The 22,561-nt window shown below is 39.4% G+C and carries 26 protein-coding genes and 1 other annotated feature; of the genes, 3 read left to right on the plus strand and 23 right to left on the minus strand.

The window, feature by feature from the left end:
• Positions 1-76: 76 nt before the first annotated feature.
• Together NFR46_RS04085 and NFR46_RS04090 are read left to right on the plus strand one after the other, a co-directional pair.
• The gene (locus NFR46_RS04085; protein ID WP_251574936.1) at positions 77-487 is read left to right on the plus strand and encodes a peptide deformylase; all 411 of its coding nucleotides are present in this window, start codon (positions 77-79) and stop codon (positions 485-487) included.
• A 209-nt stretch (positions 488-696) separates the two neighbouring features.
• Positions 697-1,968 (plus strand): MATE family efflux transporter, encoded by a 1,272-nt coding sequence (locus tag NFR46_RS04090; protein ID WP_251575080.1) that lies wholly within the window; start codon positions 697-699, stop codon positions 1,966-1,968.
• A 59-nt stretch (positions 1,969-2,027) separates the two neighbouring features.
• Here NFR46_RS04090 and yjeM read toward each other — a convergent pair whose 3' ends face one another.
• From yjeM to polA, 22 genes are all read right to left on the minus strand, one after another.
• Positions 2,028-3,518 carry a glutamate/gamma-aminobutyrate family transporter YjeM gene (gene yjeM / locus NFR46_RS04095; protein WP_277612849.1) on the minus strand — a complete coding sequence of 497 codons (1,491 nt, stop codon included), beginning with the start codon at positions 3,516-3,518 and terminating at the stop codon, positions 2,028-2,030.
• Between the two features lie 226 nt (positions 3,519-3,744).
• Complete coding sequence (locus NFR46_RS04100; RefSeq protein WP_251574937.1) at positions 3,745-5,247, minus strand: HAMP domain-containing sensor histidine kinase; 1,503 nt, start codon at positions 5,245-5,247, stop codon at positions 3,745-3,747.
• A 9-nt stretch (positions 5,248-5,256) separates the two neighbouring features.
• Positions 5,257-5,943, minus strand: coding sequence for a response regulator transcription factor (locus NFR46_RS04105; RefSeq protein WP_182581632.1), 687 nt, complete (start codon positions 5,941-5,943; stop codon positions 5,257-5,259).
• Positions 5,944-6,121: 178 nt separating this feature from the next.
• Positions 6,122-6,301, minus strand: coding sequence for a 50S ribosomal protein L32 (gene rpmF / locus NFR46_RS04110; RefSeq protein WP_182581633.1), 180 nt, complete (start codon positions 6,299-6,301; stop codon positions 6,122-6,124).
• Between the two features lie 52 nt (positions 6,302-6,353).
• Positions 6,354-6,920: a YceD family protein gene (locus tag NFR46_RS04115; RefSeq protein ID WP_251574938.1), complete on the minus strand. Its 567-nt coding sequence runs from the start codon at positions 6,918-6,920 to the stop codon at positions 6,354-6,356.
• A 77-nt stretch (positions 6,921-6,997) separates the two neighbouring features.
• Complete coding sequence (locus tag NFR46_RS04120; protein ID WP_251574940.1) at positions 6,998-8,140, minus strand: nucleotidyltransferase; 1,143 nt, start codon at positions 8,138-8,140, stop codon at positions 6,998-7,000.
• A gap of 8 nt (positions 8,141-8,148) precedes the next feature.
• Positions 8,149-8,892, minus strand: coding sequence for a class I SAM-dependent DNA methyltransferase (locus NFR46_RS04125; protein ID WP_251574943.1), 744 nt, complete (start codon positions 8,890-8,892; stop codon positions 8,149-8,151).
• Entirely contained in the window at positions 8,892-9,248 is a 357-nt protein-coding gene (gene rsfS / locus NFR46_RS04130; protein WP_251574945.1) for a ribosome silencing factor, read from the minus strand. The genes NFR46_RS04125 and rsfS overlap by 1 nt, the downstream gene beginning before the upstream one ends.
• The gene (gene yqeK / locus NFR46_RS04135; protein WP_251574946.1) at positions 9,249-9,866 is read right to left on the minus strand and encodes a bis(5'-nucleosyl)-tetraphosphatase (symmetrical) YqeK; all 618 of its coding nucleotides are present in this window, start codon (positions 9,864-9,866) and stop codon (positions 9,249-9,251) included.
• The gene (locus NFR46_RS04140; RefSeq protein ID WP_251574948.1) at positions 9,859-10,509 is read right to left on the minus strand and encodes a nicotinate-nucleotide adenylyltransferase; all 651 of its coding nucleotides are present in this window, start codon (positions 10,507-10,509) and stop codon (positions 9,859-9,861) included. Before NFR46_RS04140 ends, yqeK begins: the two co-directional genes overlap by 8 nt.
• Before the next feature lie 15 nt (positions 10,510-10,524).
• Positions 10,525-10,836, minus strand: coding sequence for a ribosome assembly RNA-binding protein YhbY (gene yhbY, locus NFR46_RS04145; protein ID WP_191684973.1), 312 nt, complete (start codon positions 10,834-10,836; stop codon positions 10,525-10,527).
• A gap of 14 nt (positions 10,837-10,850) precedes the next feature.
• Positions 10,851-11,978 carry a ribosome biogenesis GTPase YqeH gene (gene yqeH, locus NFR46_RS04150; RefSeq protein ID WP_251574949.1) on the minus strand — a complete coding sequence of 376 codons (1,128 nt, stop codon included), beginning with the start codon at positions 11,976-11,978 and terminating at the stop codon, positions 10,851-10,853.
• Positions 11,971-12,501, minus strand: a complete 531-nt coding sequence (locus tag NFR46_RS04155; protein WP_251574952.1) for a YqeG family HAD IIIA-type phosphatase — start codon at positions 12,499-12,501, stop codon at positions 11,971-11,973. Before NFR46_RS04155 ends, yqeH begins: the two co-directional genes overlap by 8 nt.
• A 150-nt stretch (positions 12,502-12,651) precedes the next feature.
• Positions 12,652-13,005, minus strand: a complete 354-nt coding sequence (gene rplT, locus NFR46_RS04160; RefSeq protein WP_251574953.1) for a 50S ribosomal protein L20 — start codon at positions 13,003-13,005, stop codon at positions 12,652-12,654.
• A 42-nt stretch (positions 13,006-13,047) separates the two neighbouring features.
• On the minus strand, positions 13,048-13,245 hold the full coding sequence (gene rpmI, locus NFR46_RS04165; RefSeq protein WP_007123449.1) for a 50S ribosomal protein L35: 198 nt from the start codon (positions 13,243-13,245) through the stop codon (positions 13,048-13,050).
• Positions 13,246-13,270: 25 nt separating this feature from the next.
• Positions 13,271-13,783, minus strand: a complete 513-nt coding sequence (infC, locus tag NFR46_RS04170) for a translation initiation factor IF-3 (protein ID WP_003717273.1) — start codon at positions 13,781-13,783, stop codon at positions 13,271-13,273.
• 42 nt (positions 13,784-13,825) lie between these two features.
• Positions 13,826-13,955, minus strand: a sequence feature (ribosomal protein L20 leader region).
• A 60-nt stretch (positions 13,956-14,015) separates the two neighbouring features.
• Positions 14,016-14,963: a primosomal protein DnaI gene (dnaI, locus tag NFR46_RS04175; protein WP_251574954.1), complete on the minus strand. Its 948-nt coding sequence runs from the start codon at positions 14,961-14,963 to the stop codon at positions 14,016-14,018.
• Complete coding sequence (locus tag NFR46_RS04180) at positions 14,960-16,348, minus strand: replication initiation and membrane attachment family protein (protein WP_251574959.1); 1,389 nt, start codon at positions 16,346-16,348, stop codon at positions 14,960-14,962. Before NFR46_RS04180 ends, dnaI begins: the two co-directional genes overlap by 4 nt.
• A 17-nt stretch (positions 16,349-16,365) precedes the next feature.
• Positions 16,366-16,830 (minus strand): transcriptional regulator NrdR, encoded by a 465-nt coding sequence (gene nrdR / locus NFR46_RS04185; RefSeq protein ID WP_191684964.1) that lies wholly within the window; start codon positions 16,828-16,830, stop codon positions 16,366-16,368.
• A gap of 42 nt (positions 16,831-16,872) precedes the next feature.
• Positions 16,873-17,478 carry a dephospho-CoA kinase gene (gene coaE, locus NFR46_RS04190; protein WP_251574960.1) on the minus strand — a complete coding sequence of 202 codons (606 nt, stop codon included), beginning with the start codon at positions 17,476-17,478 and terminating at the stop codon, positions 16,873-16,875.
• Complete coding sequence (gene mutM / locus NFR46_RS04195) at positions 17,471-18,313, minus strand: DNA-formamidopyrimidine glycosylase (RefSeq protein ID WP_251574962.1); 843 nt, start codon at positions 18,311-18,313, stop codon at positions 17,471-17,473. Before mutM ends, coaE begins: the two co-directional genes overlap by 8 nt.
• Before the next feature lie 13 nt (positions 18,314-18,326).
• On the minus strand, positions 18,327-20,987 hold the full coding sequence (gene polA, locus NFR46_RS04200) for a DNA polymerase I (RefSeq protein ID WP_251574964.1): 2,661 nt from the start codon (positions 20,985-20,987) through the stop codon (positions 18,327-18,329).
• Between the two features lie 121 nt (positions 20,988-21,108).
• On the opposite strand from polA, the gene NFR46_RS04205 reads away from it, so the two are divergent.
• Positions 21,109-21,774, plus strand: coding sequence for a YoaK family protein (locus tag NFR46_RS04205; RefSeq protein WP_251574967.1), 666 nt, complete (start codon positions 21,109-21,111; stop codon positions 21,772-21,774).
• 53 nt (positions 21,775-21,827) lie between these two features.
• Here NFR46_RS04205 and NFR46_RS04210 read toward each other — a convergent pair whose 3' ends face one another.
• Positions 21,828-22,541, minus strand: a complete 714-nt coding sequence (locus tag NFR46_RS04210; RefSeq protein ID WP_251574968.1) for a Bax inhibitor-1/YccA family protein — start codon at positions 22,539-22,541, stop codon at positions 21,828-21,830.
• Positions 22,542-22,561 lie beyond the last annotated feature (20 nt).

Consider the following 22,561-nt stretch of genomic DNA (forward strand, 5'->3'; position numbering starts at 1 on the left):
AACGCAAATTGTTTTTCTCAGCCTCAAATTATTACTATTCAACTTCAAATTCAAAAAATCTTAGGAGATGTAAAGTATGATCAAAGCAATTAACCACGACCAATCCTTTCTACAACAACGGGCTATTCCCGCTACAAAACAAGATCTTAATATTGGGATTGATCTTCAGGACACTCTAAAGGCACACCAAAACGAGTGCATCGGAATGGCTGCCAATATGATTGGTGTTAATAAGGCCGTTATTATCGCAACTTTAGGTCCATTTAATGTTGTAATGTACAACCCACAAATCACTCAAAAACTCATTCCTTACCAAACAGAAGAAGGATGCCTTTCACTTCAAGGAAAGCGGCCCGTTACCCGCTATCGTCAAATCAAGGTCACTTTTTATAATCAAGAATGGCAACCACAGTCCTTACAACTTTCAGACTTACCAGCAGAAATTATCCAGCATGAAGTCGATCATCTCAACGGAATTTTAATTTAGCTCCTGGTTCAACCTGTTAACACTTAATTGGATTTGCTAAGATAATATTAATGAAATAGGAGCTACAAAATCGCCGGGTTTTGTCATAGATTATATTTACTTTCCAAACAGGCGTCCAGTCTTCTGGAGGATGGAAAATCAATCTGGAGGTTTTATCTTTGTCAATTACAAAGGAAGTTTTTCACTACGTTAGTCGAAATATTATCGCAATGTTAGGAACATCAATTTATGTTCTAATCGATACACTATTTATTTCGATTGCCGCTGGTGCCTTGGGACTGACTGCCCTTAATTTAGCCCTACCAATCTTTAACTTTTTTAATGCCTTGGGATTGCTCCTTGGAGTTGGTGGAGCAACGATCTTTTCCCTAAATAAGATCCTTCACCCAGAGCGAATAGAGTCATTATATAGTTCACTAATGATTTCTGCAGCCATATTCGGAATTGTCCTTGCACTCCTAATTAACCTATTTTCGGTTAGTATTGTTGATTTTCTTGGAGCCAATAATGCCACAAGAGAGTTAGCAATTACCTACGTACGAATTGTTGCCTGGTGTGGTCCGTTTGTAATGTGCAACTACATTAGTATTAACTTTATCCGCAATGACGGTAATCCGACCTTAACCATGTTAGCAACGGTAATTGAAACAACATCGGTGATTATCATTGACTGGTTCTTTATCTTTGGTTTAGGCCTCAAAATGGAAGGTGCAGCCTTGGCGGTTATTTTTTCACCAGCGATCAGCCTAGTGGTCTTATCATTTCACCGTCGCTTTAAGGAGCGACGACTTCATCTTCACCTTGTTCGCCCTTCTTTGAAACCAATTATTCGGTCAGCACGTTTAGGCGCAGCGGCAGCATTAAATGAACTCAGTACGGGAGTTAGTGTATTCTTTTTTAACCACGTTCTCTTAATACTAGCAAACAACTATGCTGTTGCCGCTTACGGAGTTATTTCCAATATCGCCATTGTGGTTCTTGCAATTGCAAATGGTGTCGCTCTAGGAGTTCAGCCAGTTGCCAGCCGGGAGTACGGTGAACACCATTTCAGTAATACGTCTCAAGCATTGAAGCTTGGGATAGTCATCACTCTGATATTAGCTCTTAGCGAGTTCATTATCTTGATCGTGTTTAAATACCCGATCATCAACATTTTTAATACTCAAGAATCGAGCCAGCTGGTCCACTTTGCGGCGGTTGGTCTTCCGATCTATTTCACGAGTGCCTTCTTTAGTGCCCTTAACTACTTGCTTATTCTGTTTTTAACGGCAACTAACTCTGCTCGTGCCTCCTTCACCCTGTCGCTCCTTCGTGGCTACCTTATCCTCTTACCATTGATTTTCATTCTTCCCCTTTTCTTTGGAATTAATGGAGTCTGGGCAGCAGTACCAGTAACTGAACTGATAGTTACCATTATCGGAATTGCTTTAGTTTACCAGCACATTCACCGATACGATCAACAAGAAGGAAGTATCCAATAATTATTAAACTAAAAACTGCTCTAGCATCGGAAAACCGACTGCTAGAGCAGTTTTTATTATTATGCGCGAGCATGTTTTGACGTGTAATCATAGAGAATCCAGGCAACAATTCCAAAGAAGATTGGTCCAATCGCTGTCCAGAAAGCAGTTTGGAAGTCACGATCCAAGATTGGTTGGATACAAGTAAAGATGATTCCCAAGCAAACAATAATTTCAACAAACCATACCAACATCTTTGTCCAGAAACGGTTCTTGAAAACAACAAAGTCATGCGGAATATTCTTCCGCTGGAACGCTGGAAAGGCCCCAACCAAGAAAATGTAAGGAGCACAAGTAGAAACATTCCCCATATCAGTTAAGATTTGGTAAAAGCTTGCAGCAGCAGAACCACCAAAGGCAACCAGGAAGATAATTATTGAAACAATAATTGCTTGAATCCACATTGCAAAGGCTGGCATCCCATGCTGGTTTAACTTTGTAACTCGGGCAGGCCATAAATCAGGATTAGATCCCATAATAAATGACTTAATTGGTGTATATACAAGGACGAACATTGCACCAAGCATTCCCATCATCCCGGCAAGAGCTATTAGCCGTGTGAATAGATCACCCAAGAAGAGGTTTACTCCATGACTAAGGCCAAGGGAAACACCCATCATATAGCCCAAACGGTGGAATACAACATAAGTAACGTTCCCAAGATTAACACTTGATTTGGCAATTACCTGGTTGTAATTAACACTAAACCCGGTCATTACAATCATTAACACATAACTACCAATGGTCAAAATTGCCCCAATTGTTAATCCTCTAGGAAAAGTTCTGGAGGGGTTCTTCATACTATCAGTAACACCACCAAGGTTCTCCATTCCAGCATATGCGAAAATGGCGTAAACAACAAATGAAATAATTGCAATTGGTGTTTGGAACGATGGGTTAGGCGAAACAAAGAATGTCTTTAAACCATGAATAGGTTGTGCTGGTACACCATGGTTAGCAATAATTGTAACTAAACTAGCAAAAATAAAAATGAAGTTCATTGCAATCATAAACGCGCCACCAAAAGAACTAATTTTAGTAATCCCATTAATTCCTCGTGAACTCAACCAGGTAACAATAATGACAAAGATAATTGCTAAAACCCCAATTAGTTGAGTTGAACCAAGTGAGCTAATACGCCAACTTTGGGTGGTATCTCGACCAAAGAGCAGTGCGGATAAGGTAATCCAAAGTCGAGAAGCACTCGAAACTAACCATAAGACCCAACTTGCAAGCCAAATGAAGGTCCCGATAAATGCCAGTTTTTCCCCAATTGAACCAGCTAACCAGGAATAAATCCCCCCCTTAGCCTCATTAAATGCTGAACCATATTCAGCCATCATTAGGCAACATGGGAAGAAGAAACAAATCCCACCAACAATATACCAAAACATTCCTGCGTATGACATCTGAGCATAAGCAATTGAGACATTTCCAAATCCATAAATAGTGGAAATAATCATCAAAACTAGCGTCGGCGTCGTAATTAACTTTTTCTTTTCCGTCGCCACGGATCTTCAACTCCTTATTCCAATTCCTTAAAAATATTAAGTTATCCGCTTACATTATAAGACTAAATTAAGTTCTTTTGTACAAATGATGTTAATTTTGCTCAAAAATTAGCTTTTAATCAAACGAGTTGAGTTAGGAACATTATAAAAAGCACCAAACAAAGAATGGAAACCAAAGTTATTTACCACTTCAGTCACATTTTTCGTTTGGTGCTTAAACTCATATTTAATTTTTATCTTCTCCGCTAGTGTCAGCCTTCCCTAAATCATCTTCCTCAACAATCGGTAAGATAATCCGAAAAATTGAACCAGCTCCTAATGAACTCTCAAGAGCAATCGAACCATGGTAACCCTCAATTAACCGTTTGGCAATCGAAAGGCCTAACCCATTGCCACCCTTTTTTCTACTTCGCGCCTTATCAACCCGGTAGAAACGATCGAAAACCTTTTTTACATCCTCAGGAGCAATTCCTTCACCAAAATCTTGAACCCCAATTTCAACCGTACTCATCCCCCGAGAAAGAGATATATGGACTTCCTTTCGTTCCTGCGAATACTTAATTGCATTATCACAAAGGATTACTAATACCTGTTCTAAATGGTCACGGTAAATATTACTAATAACCGGTGAGTGAAGATCATCATCCAACGTAAAAGTAAATTCAGGATAAAGCATTTTGAAATTATTGAATACCTGGTGAACAACATCATTAACAACTGTTCGCTGATTACGAAAATTAATTTCAACTTGCTCAGCACGACTTAAATCAAGCATTTCCTGAACCAAATTCTTCATCCGCTTAGTCTCAGCGAGGGATGCCGCTAATGAATCATCTAGTACTTTGGGATCATCCTTCCCCCAACGTTGCAGCATTTCCAAATGTCCCTGAATGATTGCAACGGGTGTCCGCAGTTCATGACTAACATCACCAACAAACTGTGACTGTTGATCGATATATCGCTGCATCCGGTCAAGCATTTCATTAAACATCGCTGTTAACTCTGCTAATTCATCATTTCTCCCGGTAGCTGGTACCCGGATACTCTTTGTTGGATCCTTACTAATTTCCTTAACCGTATCATGAATATCTCCTAACGGCTGTAAGAGGAAGTACGACAAGAAATAACCTAATAATCCACTGGTCAGGACTACTAGAAGCATCGCAAAAAAGCAGACTAACTTAAATTGATTGTAACTCTTATAATACGCATTTAGCTTATTTTCAACTTGTAAATAACCAATTAAGCGATGATCATGACGAGAATAGATTGCCTGAGTGCCAGCAAGAACATTATGACTAGGTCCCTTAACTTCTCTTACTTGCTTGTCCTTTGAAAGTTGAACATGACTTAAGGACTCCCCAGTGCTAAAAATATTCTGTTTTTGTGGATTATAGATATTAACAATTAAATGAGAATCACTTAACTCTTGAATAATCGGTCGTCTATAACGCTGACCACTAATAAAATTATCCCGTTCTCGATCGGGAATAATAATATTACTAATCTGTGCTCTATCCAGTGTTGTAACACTTCGACCTAACTGCTGGCCAATCACATTCATTCCAGAATCTAGCAATTCACGTTCAGAGTGTAAAAGGTCCTGAGTAAAGGCACTGAATAATGACATCGCCACAATACAGAAAATTAGGAAGGAACCAACCGAAGTCCCTAAAGCCCACTTTAGTTTTAAGGAGAAAAATTTCTTTTGCTTCTTCGCTTTTTCCATTAGTCAATCCTAGGAACGAATAACGTATCCTGTGCCCCGAACTGTTTGAATGTAGCTCTTTTCACCAGGGCGATCAATCTTATTCCGGAGGTAACGAATATAAACATCAACAACGTTCGTTTCCACCTTAGAATCGTAACCCCAGACCTTGCTCAAAAGATCTTTTCGTGACATTACAACATTGATATTTTCCATTAGGATTAAAAGTAGTTCATATTCTCGTTTCGTAAGGTTAATAACTTCATCCCCACGACGAACTACCCGGTTTTCTTTTTCAATTGTTAAATCCTTATATTGGACAGTTGTCTGGTGCTCCTTATTACTACTGTCCTCGATATTAATCCGCCGCAATAGAGCACGAACCCGGGCCAAAAGTTCTTCAATAGCAAATGGCTTTACAATATAGTCATCTGCGCCATGATCAAAGCCAGATACCCGATCAATTACAGAGTCACGAGCCGTCATAATAATAATTGGGGTATTTTTCATTTCCCGAACTCGTCGTGCAACTTCGATTCCATTTAATTCCGGTAGCATTAAATCAAGCAAGATCAGATCAAAATCCTGATTAAGTGCTGCTTGTAAACCGGCACGTCCATCTAATTCAACGTCTGTCTCGTATCCCTCATGTTTGAGTTCCATTTCGACAAACTTTGCTAAATTTTCTTCGTCCTCAATAATTAAGATTCGACTCATTGATTTCACCTACACAATTAATTGTTATTTCGTACATTAACAAAACACAATAATTTTATCACAATTTTCTAATAAACCCTAGCGTTAATATGATAGTGTTTTAAGTTACGCATTAAATTTTAAAAAAGAAAAAGACCCTTTCAGGTCCGGCGCCTAAGAAAAGGTCTTTTTTGGTTATTTAGTTGTTAGTGTTAACAACTTGCTTACCGTCGTAGTAGCCACAATTTGGACATACCATGTGTGACTTGCGAAGTTCACCACAGTTTGGGCAAGGTGCAAGACCAGGTACACTTAACTTAATGTGACCCCGACGCATACGCTTCTTAGTCTTTGAAGTCTTCCGTGCTGGAACAGCCATGTTTGACACCTCCTAAGAAATTAATTATCCACAAATGGTTGTTAACCGTCCGCTACTTTTTTTCATCCTGATCAGGAAATAGTTTTTTCAACTTAGCGAGACGTGGATCAACTTTTTTAGCATTCTGCTGATTAGCTTTATAGTCATCTTCGGTGATAACTTCCCAGCCTTTCCCGTTTGGTAATGACTTACCATTACGTTCATCATCAGAAAGAACTCGCAACGGAATCTGCTCAACAATGTTTTCAGCAACGGCTTCGTCAAAATCAATTTTCTCACCGTGCTTTAAGACAAAGACAATCTCATCATTATCCTCGTCATCTTCATAACGAGAAAGGTGAGCTGGATCATCAATATACGTCTCAGTAAACGAAAAATTAAGCGGTAACGCTACGGGTGTTAATGATCGACTAGAAGGTACAGTTACCGTTGTCTCAACATGAGCATTAACGGTAACATCCCCCTGATCATAACTAACATATCCATCAACCTTAACTGGTTGAACAGCCAAGATGGTGTCCGGAAATGATGCTGTTAAGATCTTGTTTAAATCGAGGGTTGTCTGAATGTGTAGCGGTTCATCTGAGTAACGATGTAACTCTGCTATTGACCATTTCATCGTCATAACCTCCTAATGCAACAAGCACAATTATACTAGTCACAAAATTGCTTGTCAATGTTTTATCCTTGACACTTTTAATTCGTTTTTTTAAGAATTACTGGTGCGTGTTTAACATCTTGTTCCACACCTGTAAACATTTGATACAACTTTCCAGCCCGATAGTCTAAGTTAACTAATCCATCATGTTCACTTTGGCTAATTTTCGTTAATAAGGGATATTGGACACTTTTCTTTATTTGGTGTAAATATTCACGCCCTTGTTCATTGAAGCCAAGGACATGAAGGTAAGGGTGGGCACTTGCTTGGGAAACTTGGTCATTGGTAATCTCCATTACGGTATACAAACATACCCGCAGTAATCGAGAGTAAGTATAGCGTTTTGTTTTTACCCGACGAATAAATCCAGAAAACGTCAATTCACGTTCTGCAGCTTCTCGATAACGATGCTCTAATCCCTCAGCCATTTGGTAAATCTGCTGAAGGTGTTCTAGCGGCGTCTGGATAAGAAAATTCCTTAATAAGGGGTAAAGTTGTTCCCAACCGGGTAGACTTTTTATTTTTTCAAGCGGATCTACAGTTTGTTCAGGAACAACTTGGTCAATTGTTTCATGCTTACTAACCGCTTCACGAATTGCACTAGCACTAGCAATTGTTCCCTTAATCGTTTGGTCATGGTACTGGCTTCCCAGTCGGTTAATTGGGTGTAAGCGAATCGAATACCTATTTTCAAGGTTAGCCTTATAGTATGAAAAAGCCAAAATATCATTGGGATCAGTTAAACTATGTCCCGTTAAACTTCTTAGTTGTTGATTAAACTGGGTAGCATAAGTTGCATTAAATTTTTCAAACCCACGTTGACTAAAATGTTTTTCCGCTTCAACAAACTTTGCAAAATCCCATAACGGATGCTCTGCACCAAAAACCACATCTGAGACCTGCAAATCATTTAATAACTCTAATGCCCCAGCCGCAAAACGGTGAGCTGGTTGAACAGCCATAAAAACAGGTAATTCAACTACCAAATCTACCCCATTTTGTAATGCTGATTGCGTTCGCTGCCATTTATCAAGAATCGTGGGCTCACCACGTTGGGTAAAATTACCACTCATTACGGCAACCACTACATCAGCATTCGTAATTTTTCTAGCTTGTTCAATATGGTAAATATGACCATTATGAAAAGGATTATACTCGGTAACTAATCCAACTGCACGCATTCTACACCCTACTTCCGACACTTAAAGAACCACCGCTCGTCCTCATCAGTTGCTTTTTCCTGTCCAAAATCACTACTAATTTCAATTTGACTAAACCCAGCCATCTTTAATGAATCTTCTAGTTCTGACATTGAATAAGCTCGTTCAAAATGAGTTTCACCAACCCGTTGGTACTTTCCGTCGTTTAATTGATTGAAAAAAGTTAAATCATGGATCACCCCATGTTCAACATCATCATCCATAAAACTTCGCCACATAAATGCCCGCTGGTGATCAGCATCTTCGTAATTATACATATACCCTGGATAGACAATATCAGTTTTATACGGGCTAATCATATCAAAGAGGAATATCCCATTAGCAGTTAAATGCTTGTAAACCTGCTGGAAAGTCATCTGAATTGCAGAAAGATCCTCTAAATAGTTTAGTGAATCAGCATAACAAGTTATTAAATCGTACTTTGGCAAACGATTTAGGTCGCGCATATCAGCTTCAATAAGTTCCAATTCAACACCAGCCTCATCAGCATGTTGACGTGCAAGGCTTAACATTTCAGAAGAAAAATCAGCAACCGTAACATTAACCCGCTTTTGAGTAAGCATGACAGCTAGACGTCCTGCGCCTCCTGCAAGATCTAAACACTTACCTGAAATAACAGTTTGACCCTGCTTTAACGTAAAATCAAGCCAGCGTTTGTACAGCTCCTGATCAAATAATTGATCATATAGTTGGGCAAAACTCTGGTAAATCATTAGTCATTAATCCATTCGTTAATATTAACCAGGGGTGCATCTGACCATAACTTTTCCAAGTTATAGAAAGCTCGGGTTTCTTCACGAAAGACGTGAACAACAACATCGCCGAGGTCAATTAATACCCAGTGTGCATGGTTCTTCCCTTCAACACTTCCAATATTAACTTTTTCCTCGTGAGCCTTTTCAATAATAGCGTTAGCGATTGCTTGTACTTGACGATCGGAACCCCCGGTCATAATGACAAAGTAATCAGCCATCGGACTAATCTGGTCAACCTTTAAGGCAACAATATCTTCGGCCCGGCGACCATCACCGGCCTTAACAGCCATTTCTAATAATTTTTTACTATCCATTTAATCTATCTTCCTTTCATACTTTGGTACCCAGGCATTGTAAGTTTCAATTGTCTTTGGATAAACTGGCTTATTATTTGCAATCAAGTATTGAAGAGTATGCTTAGTCTGATAAGCGACGCCAGCGCCAAGATCAGTAGCAGTAATTTCACGAGCTTTTTGAACCCCATCAAAATCGCGGGCAGGTTCAATGTAGTCTGCCATATAAACAATTTGTTCTAGCTTACTCATGATCGCAGCACCAGTAGTATGGTGACGAACAGCATTTAGAATATCTTCATCCCAAATTCCTAATTCATCCTTTAACAATTCTGCTCCAACAACACCATGCCAGATCGCATTTCCATAGTTCAATAATTCAGGAGACATCTTTTTCTTCTTAATTACCTGAACGAAAACATCATCTGGTCGTTGTTTTGCATAATCGTGACACAGGCCCGCAATACTGGCCTTTTCTAAATTAACTCCATTAGCCTTAGCAAGTTCAATGGCGGTTTTTTCAACCCGTAGCACATGATTAAACCGCTTTGGCCGCAATGCGAGATGCAACCGTTCAACTAATTCATCCCGTGTTAACGGAATATAGTGTTTTTGGTACGTAATTACTTCTTCACTCATGATAAAGCCGGTGCTCCTTTATAAATTGTTCAACCTTTTCAGGAACCATATATTTAATCGATTGTCCTGTAGAAATTCGGTGGCGAATATCTGTTGAGCTAAAGGCAACTGTTGGAACATCAACCCAAATCACTGGATAATTTGTTTCATTCTGAGCTCCTTGACGTCGAACACCAACAAAATGGAACCGAGGAAGTTTAACCAAATCATTAATCCGGTGCCACTTTGGCAAGTAATCCACCATATCACCACCAATAATAAAGTAGTATTCCGTTAGTGGATTCTTGTCTAAAAGATGTTTCATCGTGTCATAGGTATAGCTAACACCACCACGTTCAAGTTCAGTTAACTCAATGCCAAAATGTGGGTTACTTTTAATTGCCAGCTTCAACATTTCAACCCGCTTGTGGGCATCAATTGCCGTTTTCTTATCAACATGTGGCGGAATGAAATCAGGCATAAAATCAACTCGATTTAAGCATAATAAGGATTGAACCTGATCAGCTACTAATAGGTGAGCATTATGAATAGGGTTAAATGTTCCTCCATATAAGCCCACCCGTTGCCGTTGTTGACTATGAATTAATTTTGCTTGGGGCTCAGTAACTGTTTCCGTACTAGTTAAAACTCCACATTGTTGCAAAAGTCTCCACCTCAATTAGATCTTTTTTACCTTTGAAGATAATTCCCGAGCGTCCTTATTCTTTGATTCTTTAAAAAGAACCAATACCCGACCAATGATCTGAACAACTTGAATTTCAGTTTGGCTTTCAATAAAGTGCTGAACCTCTTTTGTGGTAACGTCAGCATTTTGAAGAATATTTACCTTAATTAATTCTCGGCGATCCAATGCTCCATCTAATTGATCAACCCAATTTTGAGTTAATCCTTCCTTACCAACCGCAAAGATTGGTTGAAGATGGTTTGCTTGCGCCCTTAAAAATCGTTTTTGCTTTCCTCTTAATTCCATTCTGTACCTCTTTTTTAAATCATTGCCCGACGAACTAGACTTGAAACACCCTTTGGCACCCAAGCAGCAACTGTTGTTCCAGCTGGAACGGTAATCCACCCTAATCCTTCAAAAACAACATCACTCTTTTCAGTTAAACGAAATTCTTGACGTTCTAGTGGTGGAAAATCAGATAATTCATCTTTCGTTGGAGGTGTTAATAATTCACCATTATGTTTCTCGTAAAAATGATCAGCATTGGCTAGTTTTGTCCGGTGTAAAGGAAGATTATTATCAAAATAAGCAATCATTCCCGTATGAGGACCTGACAGATAATCAAACCGTGCTACACCACCCATAAAAATAGTCTGCCCCGAATCTAATTGGTAAGTTCGTGGCTTAATTTCCTTTTGTGGTGAAACATATTTCAAATCCTTAGCTGGTAAAACATGGGCCATTTGGTGTTGATGAATAATACCGGGAGTATCAATTAACTTTTGGCCATCATCAAGTGGGATTTCAATCCGGTCTAATGTTGTTCCCGGAAAGCGGGAGGTCGTAATTAGTTCCTTAATTCCTGTTCGTTGCTTAATGATCTGGTTAATCAATGTTGACTTCCCAACATTTGTTACACCTACAAAATAAACGTCACGTCCTTGACGATACTTATCGATCAATTCTAACAAATGGTCAATTTGGTGGTTCTTCTTTGCAGAAACAAGGACGGTATCAATTGGTCGCAAGCCAGCTAAATTGGCCTGTTGTCGTAACCAATCACGTAATTTTGAACGTCTTAATGAACGTGGAAGCAAGTCTTCCTTATTGCCCACAAGTAAAACGGGATTAGAACCAACGAAACGGTGAAGTCCCGGAATAATACTCCCGTTAAAGTCAAAAATATCAACTACATAGACAATTAAGGCATCATCATCACGGATCTGGCCAAGAAGACGAAGGAAATCATCATCACTCAAGGAAACCGGAGCAATTTCATTATAGTGGCGGAGCCTAAAACACCGCTGACAATATAATTCATCACTCTCTAAGCCCTTTTCTAATGCAGATTGGGGTGTATATCCTGCTTCAGTTGGATCCGTGGTTTGAATCTTTGCCCCACAACCAATACACCGTAAATCATCAAGATTTTGCTTCTCTTCAGTCATTCAAATCCTCCTGCCATTTTAAATCTGGATAATGACGGTGTAAACTCCGCCATACATACTTCTCTAAAAACCGGTTCATTTTAGTCGTCCACTTATCTGTCTTGATAATCGGCTTAACTAAAATACTCCGAACCCCGGCCTGATGAGCAGCTAGCATATCCGTCATTAGTTGGTCACCAACCATCACAACCTCATCCTTAGATAAGCCTAACTTCTTTCGTGCCCGAGTAATTCCGAAGCTTAAAGGTTTCAACGAACGGGACATGAATGGCAATTTCAAAGTCTCAACAGCCTTTGCTACCCGTTCCTTACTATTATTGGAAATAACAATTAATGGGATCCCAGCTTTCTCTAATTCTGCCATCCATTGATGTAATTCCGGTGTTCCTTCTGGGTTATTCCAAGCAATTAAAGTATTATCTAAATCACTAAAAACAGCACGAATGCCATGAGCTTTTAATTGTTCGGGCGAAACCGAATAAATACTCTTTACCATCCATGTTGGTTTAAACTCTTCTAACAACGTTGTACCTCTCAAATAATTACTATCATCCTAATTATAACGATTGTTTCACTTATCTGCTACTCTTTAACGTCTCGATAACAAGAGAAAATAAAAAAGCAACGATCCACTGGCTGCTCACCAATGATCGTTGCTTCATTTTAAGAACTCTTAGTTAAGAGCCTTTTTTGCTTCATCAACGATTGCCTTAAATGCTTCAGCATCGTTAACAGCCAAATCAGCCAACATCTTACGGTTGATGTCAATGTTAGCTAACTTCATACCGTGCATTAACTTGCTGTAGCTAATGTCATTCATACGTGCAGCAGCGTTAATCCGGGCAATCCAAAGTTCACGGAACTTACGCTTATTAACCTTCCGGTCACGGAAAGCATAAGTGTAGCTCTTCATTACTTGATCCTTAGCAGTCTTGAAAAGACGGTGCTTTGAACCACGGTAACCCTTTGCTAATTTCATAATGCGCTTACGACGTGCGCGCGTAACAGTTCCACCTTTAACTCGCATGTTGAATTCCTCCTACGTGTTTTTTCTTATTTCGAACGAAGTTTACTTAAATGGTAATAACTTCTTGTAACGTTTTACGTTGGACTTGTCCATCATGCTCAAGCCACGTAATTGACGACGTTGCTTCTTGGTCTTACCGTGGAAACGGTGGCTGGTGAATGAGTTAGCACTCTTGAATCCACCATTAGCAGTACGCTTAAAACGCTTTGCAGCGGCACGGTTAGTCTTCATCTTTGGCATAAGAAAAATTCCCTACTTTCTTAAATTAATTTTTTGCTTTATCAGCAGCTGGAGCAAGAGTTAAGAAAATACTCCGCCCTTCCATCTTTGGTCGTTGTACAACTGTTGCAATGTCCTCAGTTTCTTTGGCCATTCTTTCAATCATGTCACGACCGATATCCTTATGAGTGATAGCACGACCACGGAATCGTAAGGAAACACGAACCTTATCGCCCTTTTCGATAAATTTACGAACACGCTTTAACTTAACATTAAAGTCGTTTGTATCGATTGAAGGACTCAACCGAATTTCCTTAACCGTTACAGTCTTTTGCTTCTTTCGAGCTTCGCGCTCTTTCTTCTGCATTTCGTAACGGTACTTTCCGTAATCCATGATCCGGGCAACAGCTGGCCGAGCCTTTGGAGCGACCAGAACTAAATCAAGGTTAGCATCTTCAGCTAATTGTAAAGCTTCACGCTTTGACTTGATTCCTAATTGTTCACCATCTTGACCAATAAGCCGTACTTCACGAGCACGAATACCGTTATTGACAATCATATCTTGAGCTATGGCAACGCACCTCCAATTTTATTAGCGAAAGATCAAGCAAAAAAGCGGAGTGCAACCTACACCCCGCTAATAATAAACAATCCCGAAATTGTTTTATTTAACTCGTCAGCCCGGCAATCCTTATCACCTAGGCGAGAAGCGGGTGCTCCTGCTTTTTCTTTCAACGCTATCTAGAATACTAAAGCATTCAGCTAATGTCAAGGGAAAGCAATAAATCTATTCAGATTTCTCCCCCTTTTTCTCGTAAGTTAGCTCCAGCCATCTCATATTGACGTGAAAGGAACTTGATCCGCTCCATAATCCGGCTTGCCTTTACCGGTTCAGAATCACCTTTGACGTTTACTGCTAGATGGTCCTGAAGCTCTGCCATTGAAAAGTTGGAACTAAAGAATGTCGGTAACTCCTCTTGCATCCGGTATTCCAAAATTACGCCAAGAATATCATCACGAGCCCAAGTTGTCATTGCATCGGCGCCAATATCGTCAAGGACTAACACTGGTGCCTTCTTTACAGCATCTAGTTTTTGTCCTAATTTATTGTTCTTAATTGAATTACGCATTTCAACTACAAAACTCGGAAAGTGCATCATCGTTGTCGCAACACCCTTTTGTCGTGCAAGTTCATTGGCAATTGCTCCTAGAAGGTAGGTTTTTCCAACACCAAAACGACCATAAAGATATAATCCCGGACGAAAATCGCTCGTAGAATACTGTTCAACAAAGTCTAAGGCAGCATTTAAAGCCGCATTGCGCGTTTCGGTCTGGTGAGCATCATCAATGTAAAAGCGATCAAATGATGCATTACGAATAAACTTTGGCATATTAATCGATGATACTAACCGTTTAATATGGGCTTGGTGTTGCTGCTCAATTAACTTTTTAGTTGGAACATATGTCACATCGATCTGACCTGCATTAACAACTAATTGGGGAGAGTAACCAGGAGCTACTGTAGCCGTTCCTTTACTAATCAACTGCTTTTCATGGTAATATTCATAAAGTTTAGCCTCGCCACGATCAATTGCTTGTGGTGAAAGCCTCTGAGCATTTTTCTTCAGGAATACGGCAACTTCTGGATCCTTAAGTACCTGGCTCATCATTTGCTTATAAGCGGGCTCAAAATTCTGCTGTTTCATAATTTCACTCATCGTTTTGCTTAATGACTTCATTTGCCATCATCCCCTTTAGAACCATTTATCTTTTTCCGCCTTGCCAACCGCTGACGAAGCCTATTCAACTGTTCCGGTGTCGATTTTTCACTCTTCTTTTCATCCTCTTTAGTCCAAGCTGGCATCTCCTCACGAACGGTTACGGTCCGTTGACGGTAATAGTTTGCCGAACGCTTCGAGTGTTGCTGTGTTTTCTTATTGTTAAAGTTGTGAATATGTTCCAAAGCTTCCTCAGCTGTTGCTACGCCTGCACGCATCCAGTTATTAGCAATTGCGTTAACATAATTTGCCTGAAGAGTTGAACGCTCGAGTGATGCAATTACGTACCAAGAAAGGACATTCACTACTCCTGCATCTAGCTGCTGTTCTTGGATCAAGCTCCGAATTATTGCTCGCTCACCGGAAGTTACAAAGCCTCCCATTTGTTGCTTTAATTGTTGGAGAAAAGTAATCGGTGCGTAATACTTACATGTTTCAATCAATTGCTGCTCTTCTTGAGAAAAACTTACTAATGATTTTGCTGCTTTTTCTGCCCCAACACTTTCTTTACTGGATTTTTTGGCATCGATCCGATACTTTTCGGCAATAATCTTTTTTAATCTCCGTGACTGAATTTTGTTTGTCGCTAAGTCTGTTGACTGGGTAAGCAACCGCGCCATTGTTGGTTCATCTATTCCATAAAGCTGGTGTTCAACTTGAATCAACTCCCGGTTAGCATCTAAATCAGTTTCAGTAATTGGTTGGTTTCTTAGCAATTGAACTAAAGTTGGCCAATCAAAATTGATAGAAGCTATTTTTTTCATCGGTTGCTTTTCGTCCACTAACGATTTCCGGGCAGAACTAATTTCCACTGGCAAATGGGTTATTTGCTGTTCATCAACATGAAAAACATCAAAGAAATTATGCGTAATTTCTTTCAGAGAAGATTGAAAACCTTCTAACGTGTACCGATTTGCAAACTTTCTTAGTTCCTTAAAGCGACTTTCTCCAACAGCATCCAAGAGTAATACGCTTAAAAGATTATCATTGATAAATTCAGTTGGCGTAATTGTTGGTTGAAGTTCATACACAAATAACTCACCAAGTTGGTCCGTTTGGTGAAAGGTTCGTAACATCCCAACAGCCTCTAATCGTTGAACCGCTTCGACTGCATCATGACGTCCAGCATTTAATTGGATCAACAATTGTGATTGCAGCTGTCGCTCACTAATTACTGGTCTTTCATTCATTTGTGAGTGCAGTGCATGAAACATTGCAAAAGAAGTCGGGCCTAAAATTGGCTGGTAAAAAAGGTCAAAAACATTTTCATCAAAGTTTGACCACCGATAGCTAGCAGTAACAATATATCCAGCACTTGGATCAAATATTGATTTAGCTTCAGTCATTTTGGCCTCGTTCCCCTTTACTTTTTATCATTACTTTTCATCATTGATTCAAGTTCATTCATAAAGGCATCGACATCCTTAAACTGCCGATAAACACTCGCAAAGCGAATATAAGCAATCTCGTCAACGTCTTTTAATTCTTGCATGACAAATTTACCAATAACTTGACTAGAAACCTCGTTTTCGCCAAGACTACGAACTTCCTTTTCAATCTTATCAGTTACTTTGGTTAAACGCTCCATGCTAACAGGACGTTTTTCTGCTGATCTAACAATTCCATTCAGGATCTTTTGCCGACTAAACTCCTGACGCGTCCCGTCCTTTTTGATTACTAACAATGGGGTTTCTTCATACCGCTCAAAGGTAGTGAACCTGAAACCACAGTGAATACATTCACGACGACGCCTAATAAAAGTTCCGTCTTCACTTGGCCGACTGTCTACAACACGTGAACCATTTTTATGACAGTGTGGACAACGCAATTCCCCTTCCTCCTTACTTACTCATAAATAAGTTTCATTTTATCATAACTTATGATGGTGCATTTGATCAATCAAGTTGGCAACTTGCCGTTTTAATTCATCCCGATTACCACTATTATCAATTACAATATCAGCCAGTCTCTTTTTCTTTGCTAACGACATCTGCGAATTAATCCTTTGCTCTGCTTCAAACTGCGAATAACCATTTCGTTGCATCAAACGCTGAAGTTGCGTTTGTCGATCAACTACTACCACTATAACTAGATCACAGTCATTAGCATAATTAGCTTCAAATAGTAATGGAATATCAAGAATAACATACGGAATATGCTGCTTTTGATAATGCTTTATTTGCCGCCAAATTTCATCACAAATTAATGGTTGCATCACCATATTCAATTTATCTAGCTTCTCTTGATCGTTAAAAACAAGGGCCCCTAAAGCTTGCCGATTTAATGTTTGATCAGGATTAAGAATTTGTTTACCAAATACCGTAATTAATTGTTCCCACCCTTTCGAATGAGCAGCTTGTAATTGGCGGGTAATTTGATCCGCATCAATTATGGGGTAACCACTTAACCTTAATAGGTTACTAACGGTTGATTTACCGCTTGCAATTCCTCCAGTCAGTCCTATTATCTTAGTCATTTTCATTCTCCAATAATGGCTGACAGTGAGGACAGAAAGTTGTTCCACGTTGATTTACCTTAATCTTAACCATTTTCGTTCCACAACGCGGACAACGATCGCCACTGCGACCATACGCATTTAATTGTTCTTGGAAAGCCCCTGCATCACCAAATGCATTTTTAAATGTATGGACTGTTGTTCCCTTATATTTAGTTGCCGTCGCTAATTCTTTAATAATATTATCATGAAGAACTTGGATTTGATCCTTCGTTAAGGTATTGGCCGGCTGTTCGGGATTTATTTCACTCATCCAAAGGACTTCATCAACATAGATGTTGCCTAGCCCAGCAACATGCCGTTGGTTAAGCAAAAATGGTTTTATTTTTCCGCGACTACGCCGTAAAATCTTTTCGAAGTAGTCAAGCTTAAAATCTGCAACAGTTGGTTCAGGGCCGATTGTTTTCAACCCACCAACCGTCATTTCCTCACCAGTTTTCACTAACGTCATTCGACCAAACTTTCGGGTATCCCGATAACAAAGCTCTGTTCCGTCAGTAAATTTAAAAACGACATGAGTATGTTTATCAACTGGCGCATTTACAGGTTGAGTATAGTAGCTTCCTTCCATCCGTAAATGAGAAACCATTGTCAAATCATTGCTAAAACGAAAGAGGAGGTACTTACCGCGACGATCAATTGTTTCAATAGTCTGCCCAATTAACGATTGGCGAAATTCTTCAACATCATTCGTAATCGTTTTACCATAATGGACATCAATCCCATTTATTTTTCGGCCAGCTGCAATCTTCAGCAAGCCACGACGGACTGTTTCAACTTCCGGTAATTCAGGCATTTTAACTACCTCCCTACTTTTTTAAATCATACCAAGTATCACCATATTTACTATCAACCTTTAGGGGAACAGAAAGTTTCACAGCAGAATCCATTACATCTGGAACTAGTTTACTCAATACCGGAATTTCTTCCTTTGGTGCCTCAAAGACCAATTCGTCATGAATTTGAAGTAACATTTTAGCCTTTAAATGGTGCTTTTCAAGTTCGTCCTGCATTTTAATCATGGCAATCTTAATGATATCTGCAGCACTTCCTTGAATTGGGGTGTTCATTGCTGTCCTTTCAGAAAATGATCGCCGACTAAAGTTTTTAGCATTAATATCTGGTAAATAGCGACGACGGTGAGTAATCGTTTCAACGTAGCCATGTTCTCGAGCAAATTCAATTGTATCGTGAATGTAGTCCTTTACTTTAGGAAATTCCTTAAAGTAACTTTGGATAAACTCATGTGCCTGACTCCGACTAACATGAATCCGTTGGGCCAATCCATAGTCACTAATCCCGTAAACAATCCCGAAGTTAACTGCCTTAGCGCGCCGCCGCATATTTCGGTCAATTTTTTCTTCAGGCTTTAAGTGAAAGATCCGGCGAGCAGTACTTGCGTGGATATCTTCACCGTTTTTAAAGTCCTCCTGAAGGTTATGGTCTCCCGTAATATGGGCAAGAACCCGCAATTCAACTTGTGAATAATCAGAGGAGAAGATTTGCCATCCATCATGACTAGGAACAAATGCCCGACGAATTCGCCGTCCTTCAGGTAACCGAACCGGAATATTTTGTAAGTTTGGATCAACGGATGATAGCCGCCCTGTTTGGGTCAAGGTTTGAAGGTAGCGAGTATGGATCTTCTGGTCGCTAGAATGAATTACCTTCAGTAATCCCTTAATATATGTCGATTGTAACTTTGAAATTTGTCGGTATTGAAGGATATTTTCAACAATTGGTGCTTGCGGAGCTAACTTTTCAAGAACATCAACAGCTGTTGAATACCCAGTTTTTGTCTTCTTAATTACGGGTAACTTCAATTTTTCAAAAAGGATTTGACCAAGTTGCTTCGTGGAATTAATATTAAATTCTTCCCCGGCTTCCTGGTAAATCTGTTCCTTGATTTCGGCTAATCGCTCAGTTAACTTACTCCCCATATCCTTTAACGTTTGCGCGTTAACATGCACACCAGCAATTTCCATTTTTGCTAACACATGAGTTAGTGGTAATTCGATATCAGTATAAAGTGGTAATTGTTCATTTTCATCTAATTGCTTAAATAGTTGGGAACGCAATTTTTCAATCGTCCGTGCTTTATTAGCAAGGTGTTTGAAGAACGTCTCATCCTCATCCGGAATTGCCCGTTTAACCCCTTTGCCATAAACTTCCTCATCAGTTTGTACATCGGTATATTCATGCTCATGGGCGAGTTTTCCTAGATCATTACTATTATCATTTGTATTCAAAAGGTAGGATGCTAAAAGTAAGTCGAAATCAATTCCCTTTAATTCAAGCCCGAGACGATTCAAACCAACAATTTGGGCCTTTGCATTAAAGACATCCTTCTTAATATCCGAATCAGCAAGCCATTCTCGAACTTGCTTTGTCTTTAATAGTTCTGGATCACGACTTACCAACCACTGCTCCCCGTTGCCAAGAACAAATCCAGCAAACGGTGATGTATGGTAATTAGCATCAGGCATTTCCAAGTAAAAGCTTCCCCGATTACCTAACTGTGTTACAAGCTCCAGATTATCAGCAGTTAATTCTGTATATTTAATTGAGGCGATTTCCACTTTCTGTTCATCTGGCAGAAAATTCATCTTCTTTAGGAAAGAACGGAAATCCATTTTCTGGTAAAAATCAATTAGCTTTTCTGTTTGGGGACCATTATATTTCAGATCGGCTAATTTAATATCAATTGGTGCATCACGCAAAATTGTTGCTAGTGTTTTACATTGTCGGGCAACCTCCTCTTCTTCAACGAGGTGTTCTTTCATTTTGCTCTTTTTCAATTGATCGATGTTTTTATAAATGCCTTCAACGGAACCAAATTGCTTTACCAACTTAATTGCTGTTTTTTCACCAATTTTAGTAACGCCAGGATAATTATCCGAGCTATCTCCCATTAACGCCTTCATATCAATAATTTGGGTTGGTGTAATCCCTAGTTTCTCCTTCACATGTTCAGGCGTATAATGTTCAGTGTCGGTAACCCCCTTATGGGTAACAGCAACGGTAGTGTGATCACTTGCTAATTGAGTTAAATCACGATCACCTGTGACAATTAAGGTTTCATAGCCGGCTTCATCCCCCTCTTTTGCAAGGGTACCAATGATATCGTCAGCTTCATAATCTTTTAATTCATAACTATGCAGTCCACTATCCCTTACTAATTCACGAACATAGGGAAGCTGTTCAGTTAGTTCTTCTGGGGTTTTGTTTCGTCCGCCTTTATAATCGGCATACATTTTAGTTCGAAAAGTAACCTTCCCAGCATCAAAGGCTACCAAAGCTGCATCAGGATGGAAATTTTCCAAAACATGATCAAGCATTAACTTAAAGCCATAAATCGCTGCAGTATGCAGTCCATCCTTATTAGTAAACTTATCAATCTGGTTATGCATCGCAAAAAATGCCCGAAAAACAATGCTGTTACCGTCAATCAATAATAATTGCTTTGCCATTTAATTACCGCTCCTTCTTTTATTCTTAATAAATTGTACCAAAAATTAGACACCACCGTTAGTTTATCGTTCGTGGATCCAAGGATACTATAAGGAGCCTTGCCATCAAAGAAGGGATCTCTTGTATAAACTACTTAACATTCACCATGCTGAAGAAGCACGCCTATTTGCAATCATTATGACCCTTTGTGGGGGCTTTCTCGATGCCTTTACTTATATTCAATGTGGGCATACACTTGCAGCAGCGCAAACCGGGAATATCGTCTTCCTCGCAGCTGCCCTTGTCAACCATAATGTCACCGGAATCATCGATCGTTGCGGGGCAATTATTCTTTATATTATTGGTATCATTATCGCAATTTATTTTAAACATCACCTCAAATATTGGCGAATCTTTTGCCTTATTCCGATTTTACTAATTGGTATCCTAATTGGAGCAATGCCGGAAGACTTTCCAACTTACCTATCCGTTGGTCTAGTTTCTTTTGGTCTTGCATTAGTGAATACTGCTTTTAGTAAAATTGAAGGTTCAGGTTACAGCAGTGTATTTACTACCGGTAATATCAAAAAGTCAGTAGTTTTAGGAATGGAATATGTCTATCACCATAATAAAAGTGACTTAGGAGTTGCTTATAACTATTTTATTGTTGTACTAGCATTTACTTTAGGGGCAATCTCATCAGCGATCATCCAACCTTTTTTACGGATGAAAACAATTTGGGTAGCAGTTGTAATTATCCTCATAACTGATGTCTTTTACTACTACCAAAAGAGTCGTGAACATTAACGGTTAAATAAAAAGCTTGGGAAAGCAAAAATGTTTTCCCAAGCTTTATTTTTTTAATTTCTATCGTTCATCCCAAAAATTTGTAACAGTGAGATGAAGAGGTTAACAAAGTCTAAGTACAGTTGGAGAGCACCTAAAACGGCTAACCCAGTAACTGATACCTGGTCACCATAATTAACATAAATCTGCTTCATCTTTTGCGCATCCCATCCAGTCAAAACGGTAAAGATAATTACCGCAATAAAGGAGAAAATATAAGCAATTGCTGGACTCTGAAGAAACATGTTAATAATGTACGCAATAATTAAAGCAATCAAGGCTGCCATTGCGTGTGAACCAAACTTGGTTAAATCTCGCTTTGTTACTGTCCCGTAAACTGCCATTACAATAAAGATAACTGACGACGAAACAAATGCGGAAGCAATACTTGCACCAGTGTAAACACCAGCAATTAATGCAAATTCAACACCGTAAATGATCGAAATCAACATCAACATTATAAAGGCACCAACTGGGTTTCTTGTAGCACTAAAGCTAATTCCCATTGACAGAGCAATTGGTAATAGGAGGATAATCCACGTCATTCCCGGATGAGCACCAAAATAACCGAAAACTTGTTGACGGAAAGTATTCATTGTTAAGTAGGCAGAAAACGCGGAAACCAGAATTGCTACTACCATGTTACCGTACATCCGGGTTAAAAACCGATTAAGCCCTGCGGCATCAGTAACAACCCGACGTCCCGGCTGTTCAGAAAAATTATTCATTTAATATCATTCCTTTTAAT

Origin of the sequence: Limosilactobacillus agrestimuris (genome assembly GCF_943193105.1) — a bacterium.
Taxonomy (GTDB): domain Bacteria; phylum Bacillota; class Bacilli; order Lactobacillales; family Lactobacillaceae; genus Limosilactobacillus; species Limosilactobacillus agrestimuris.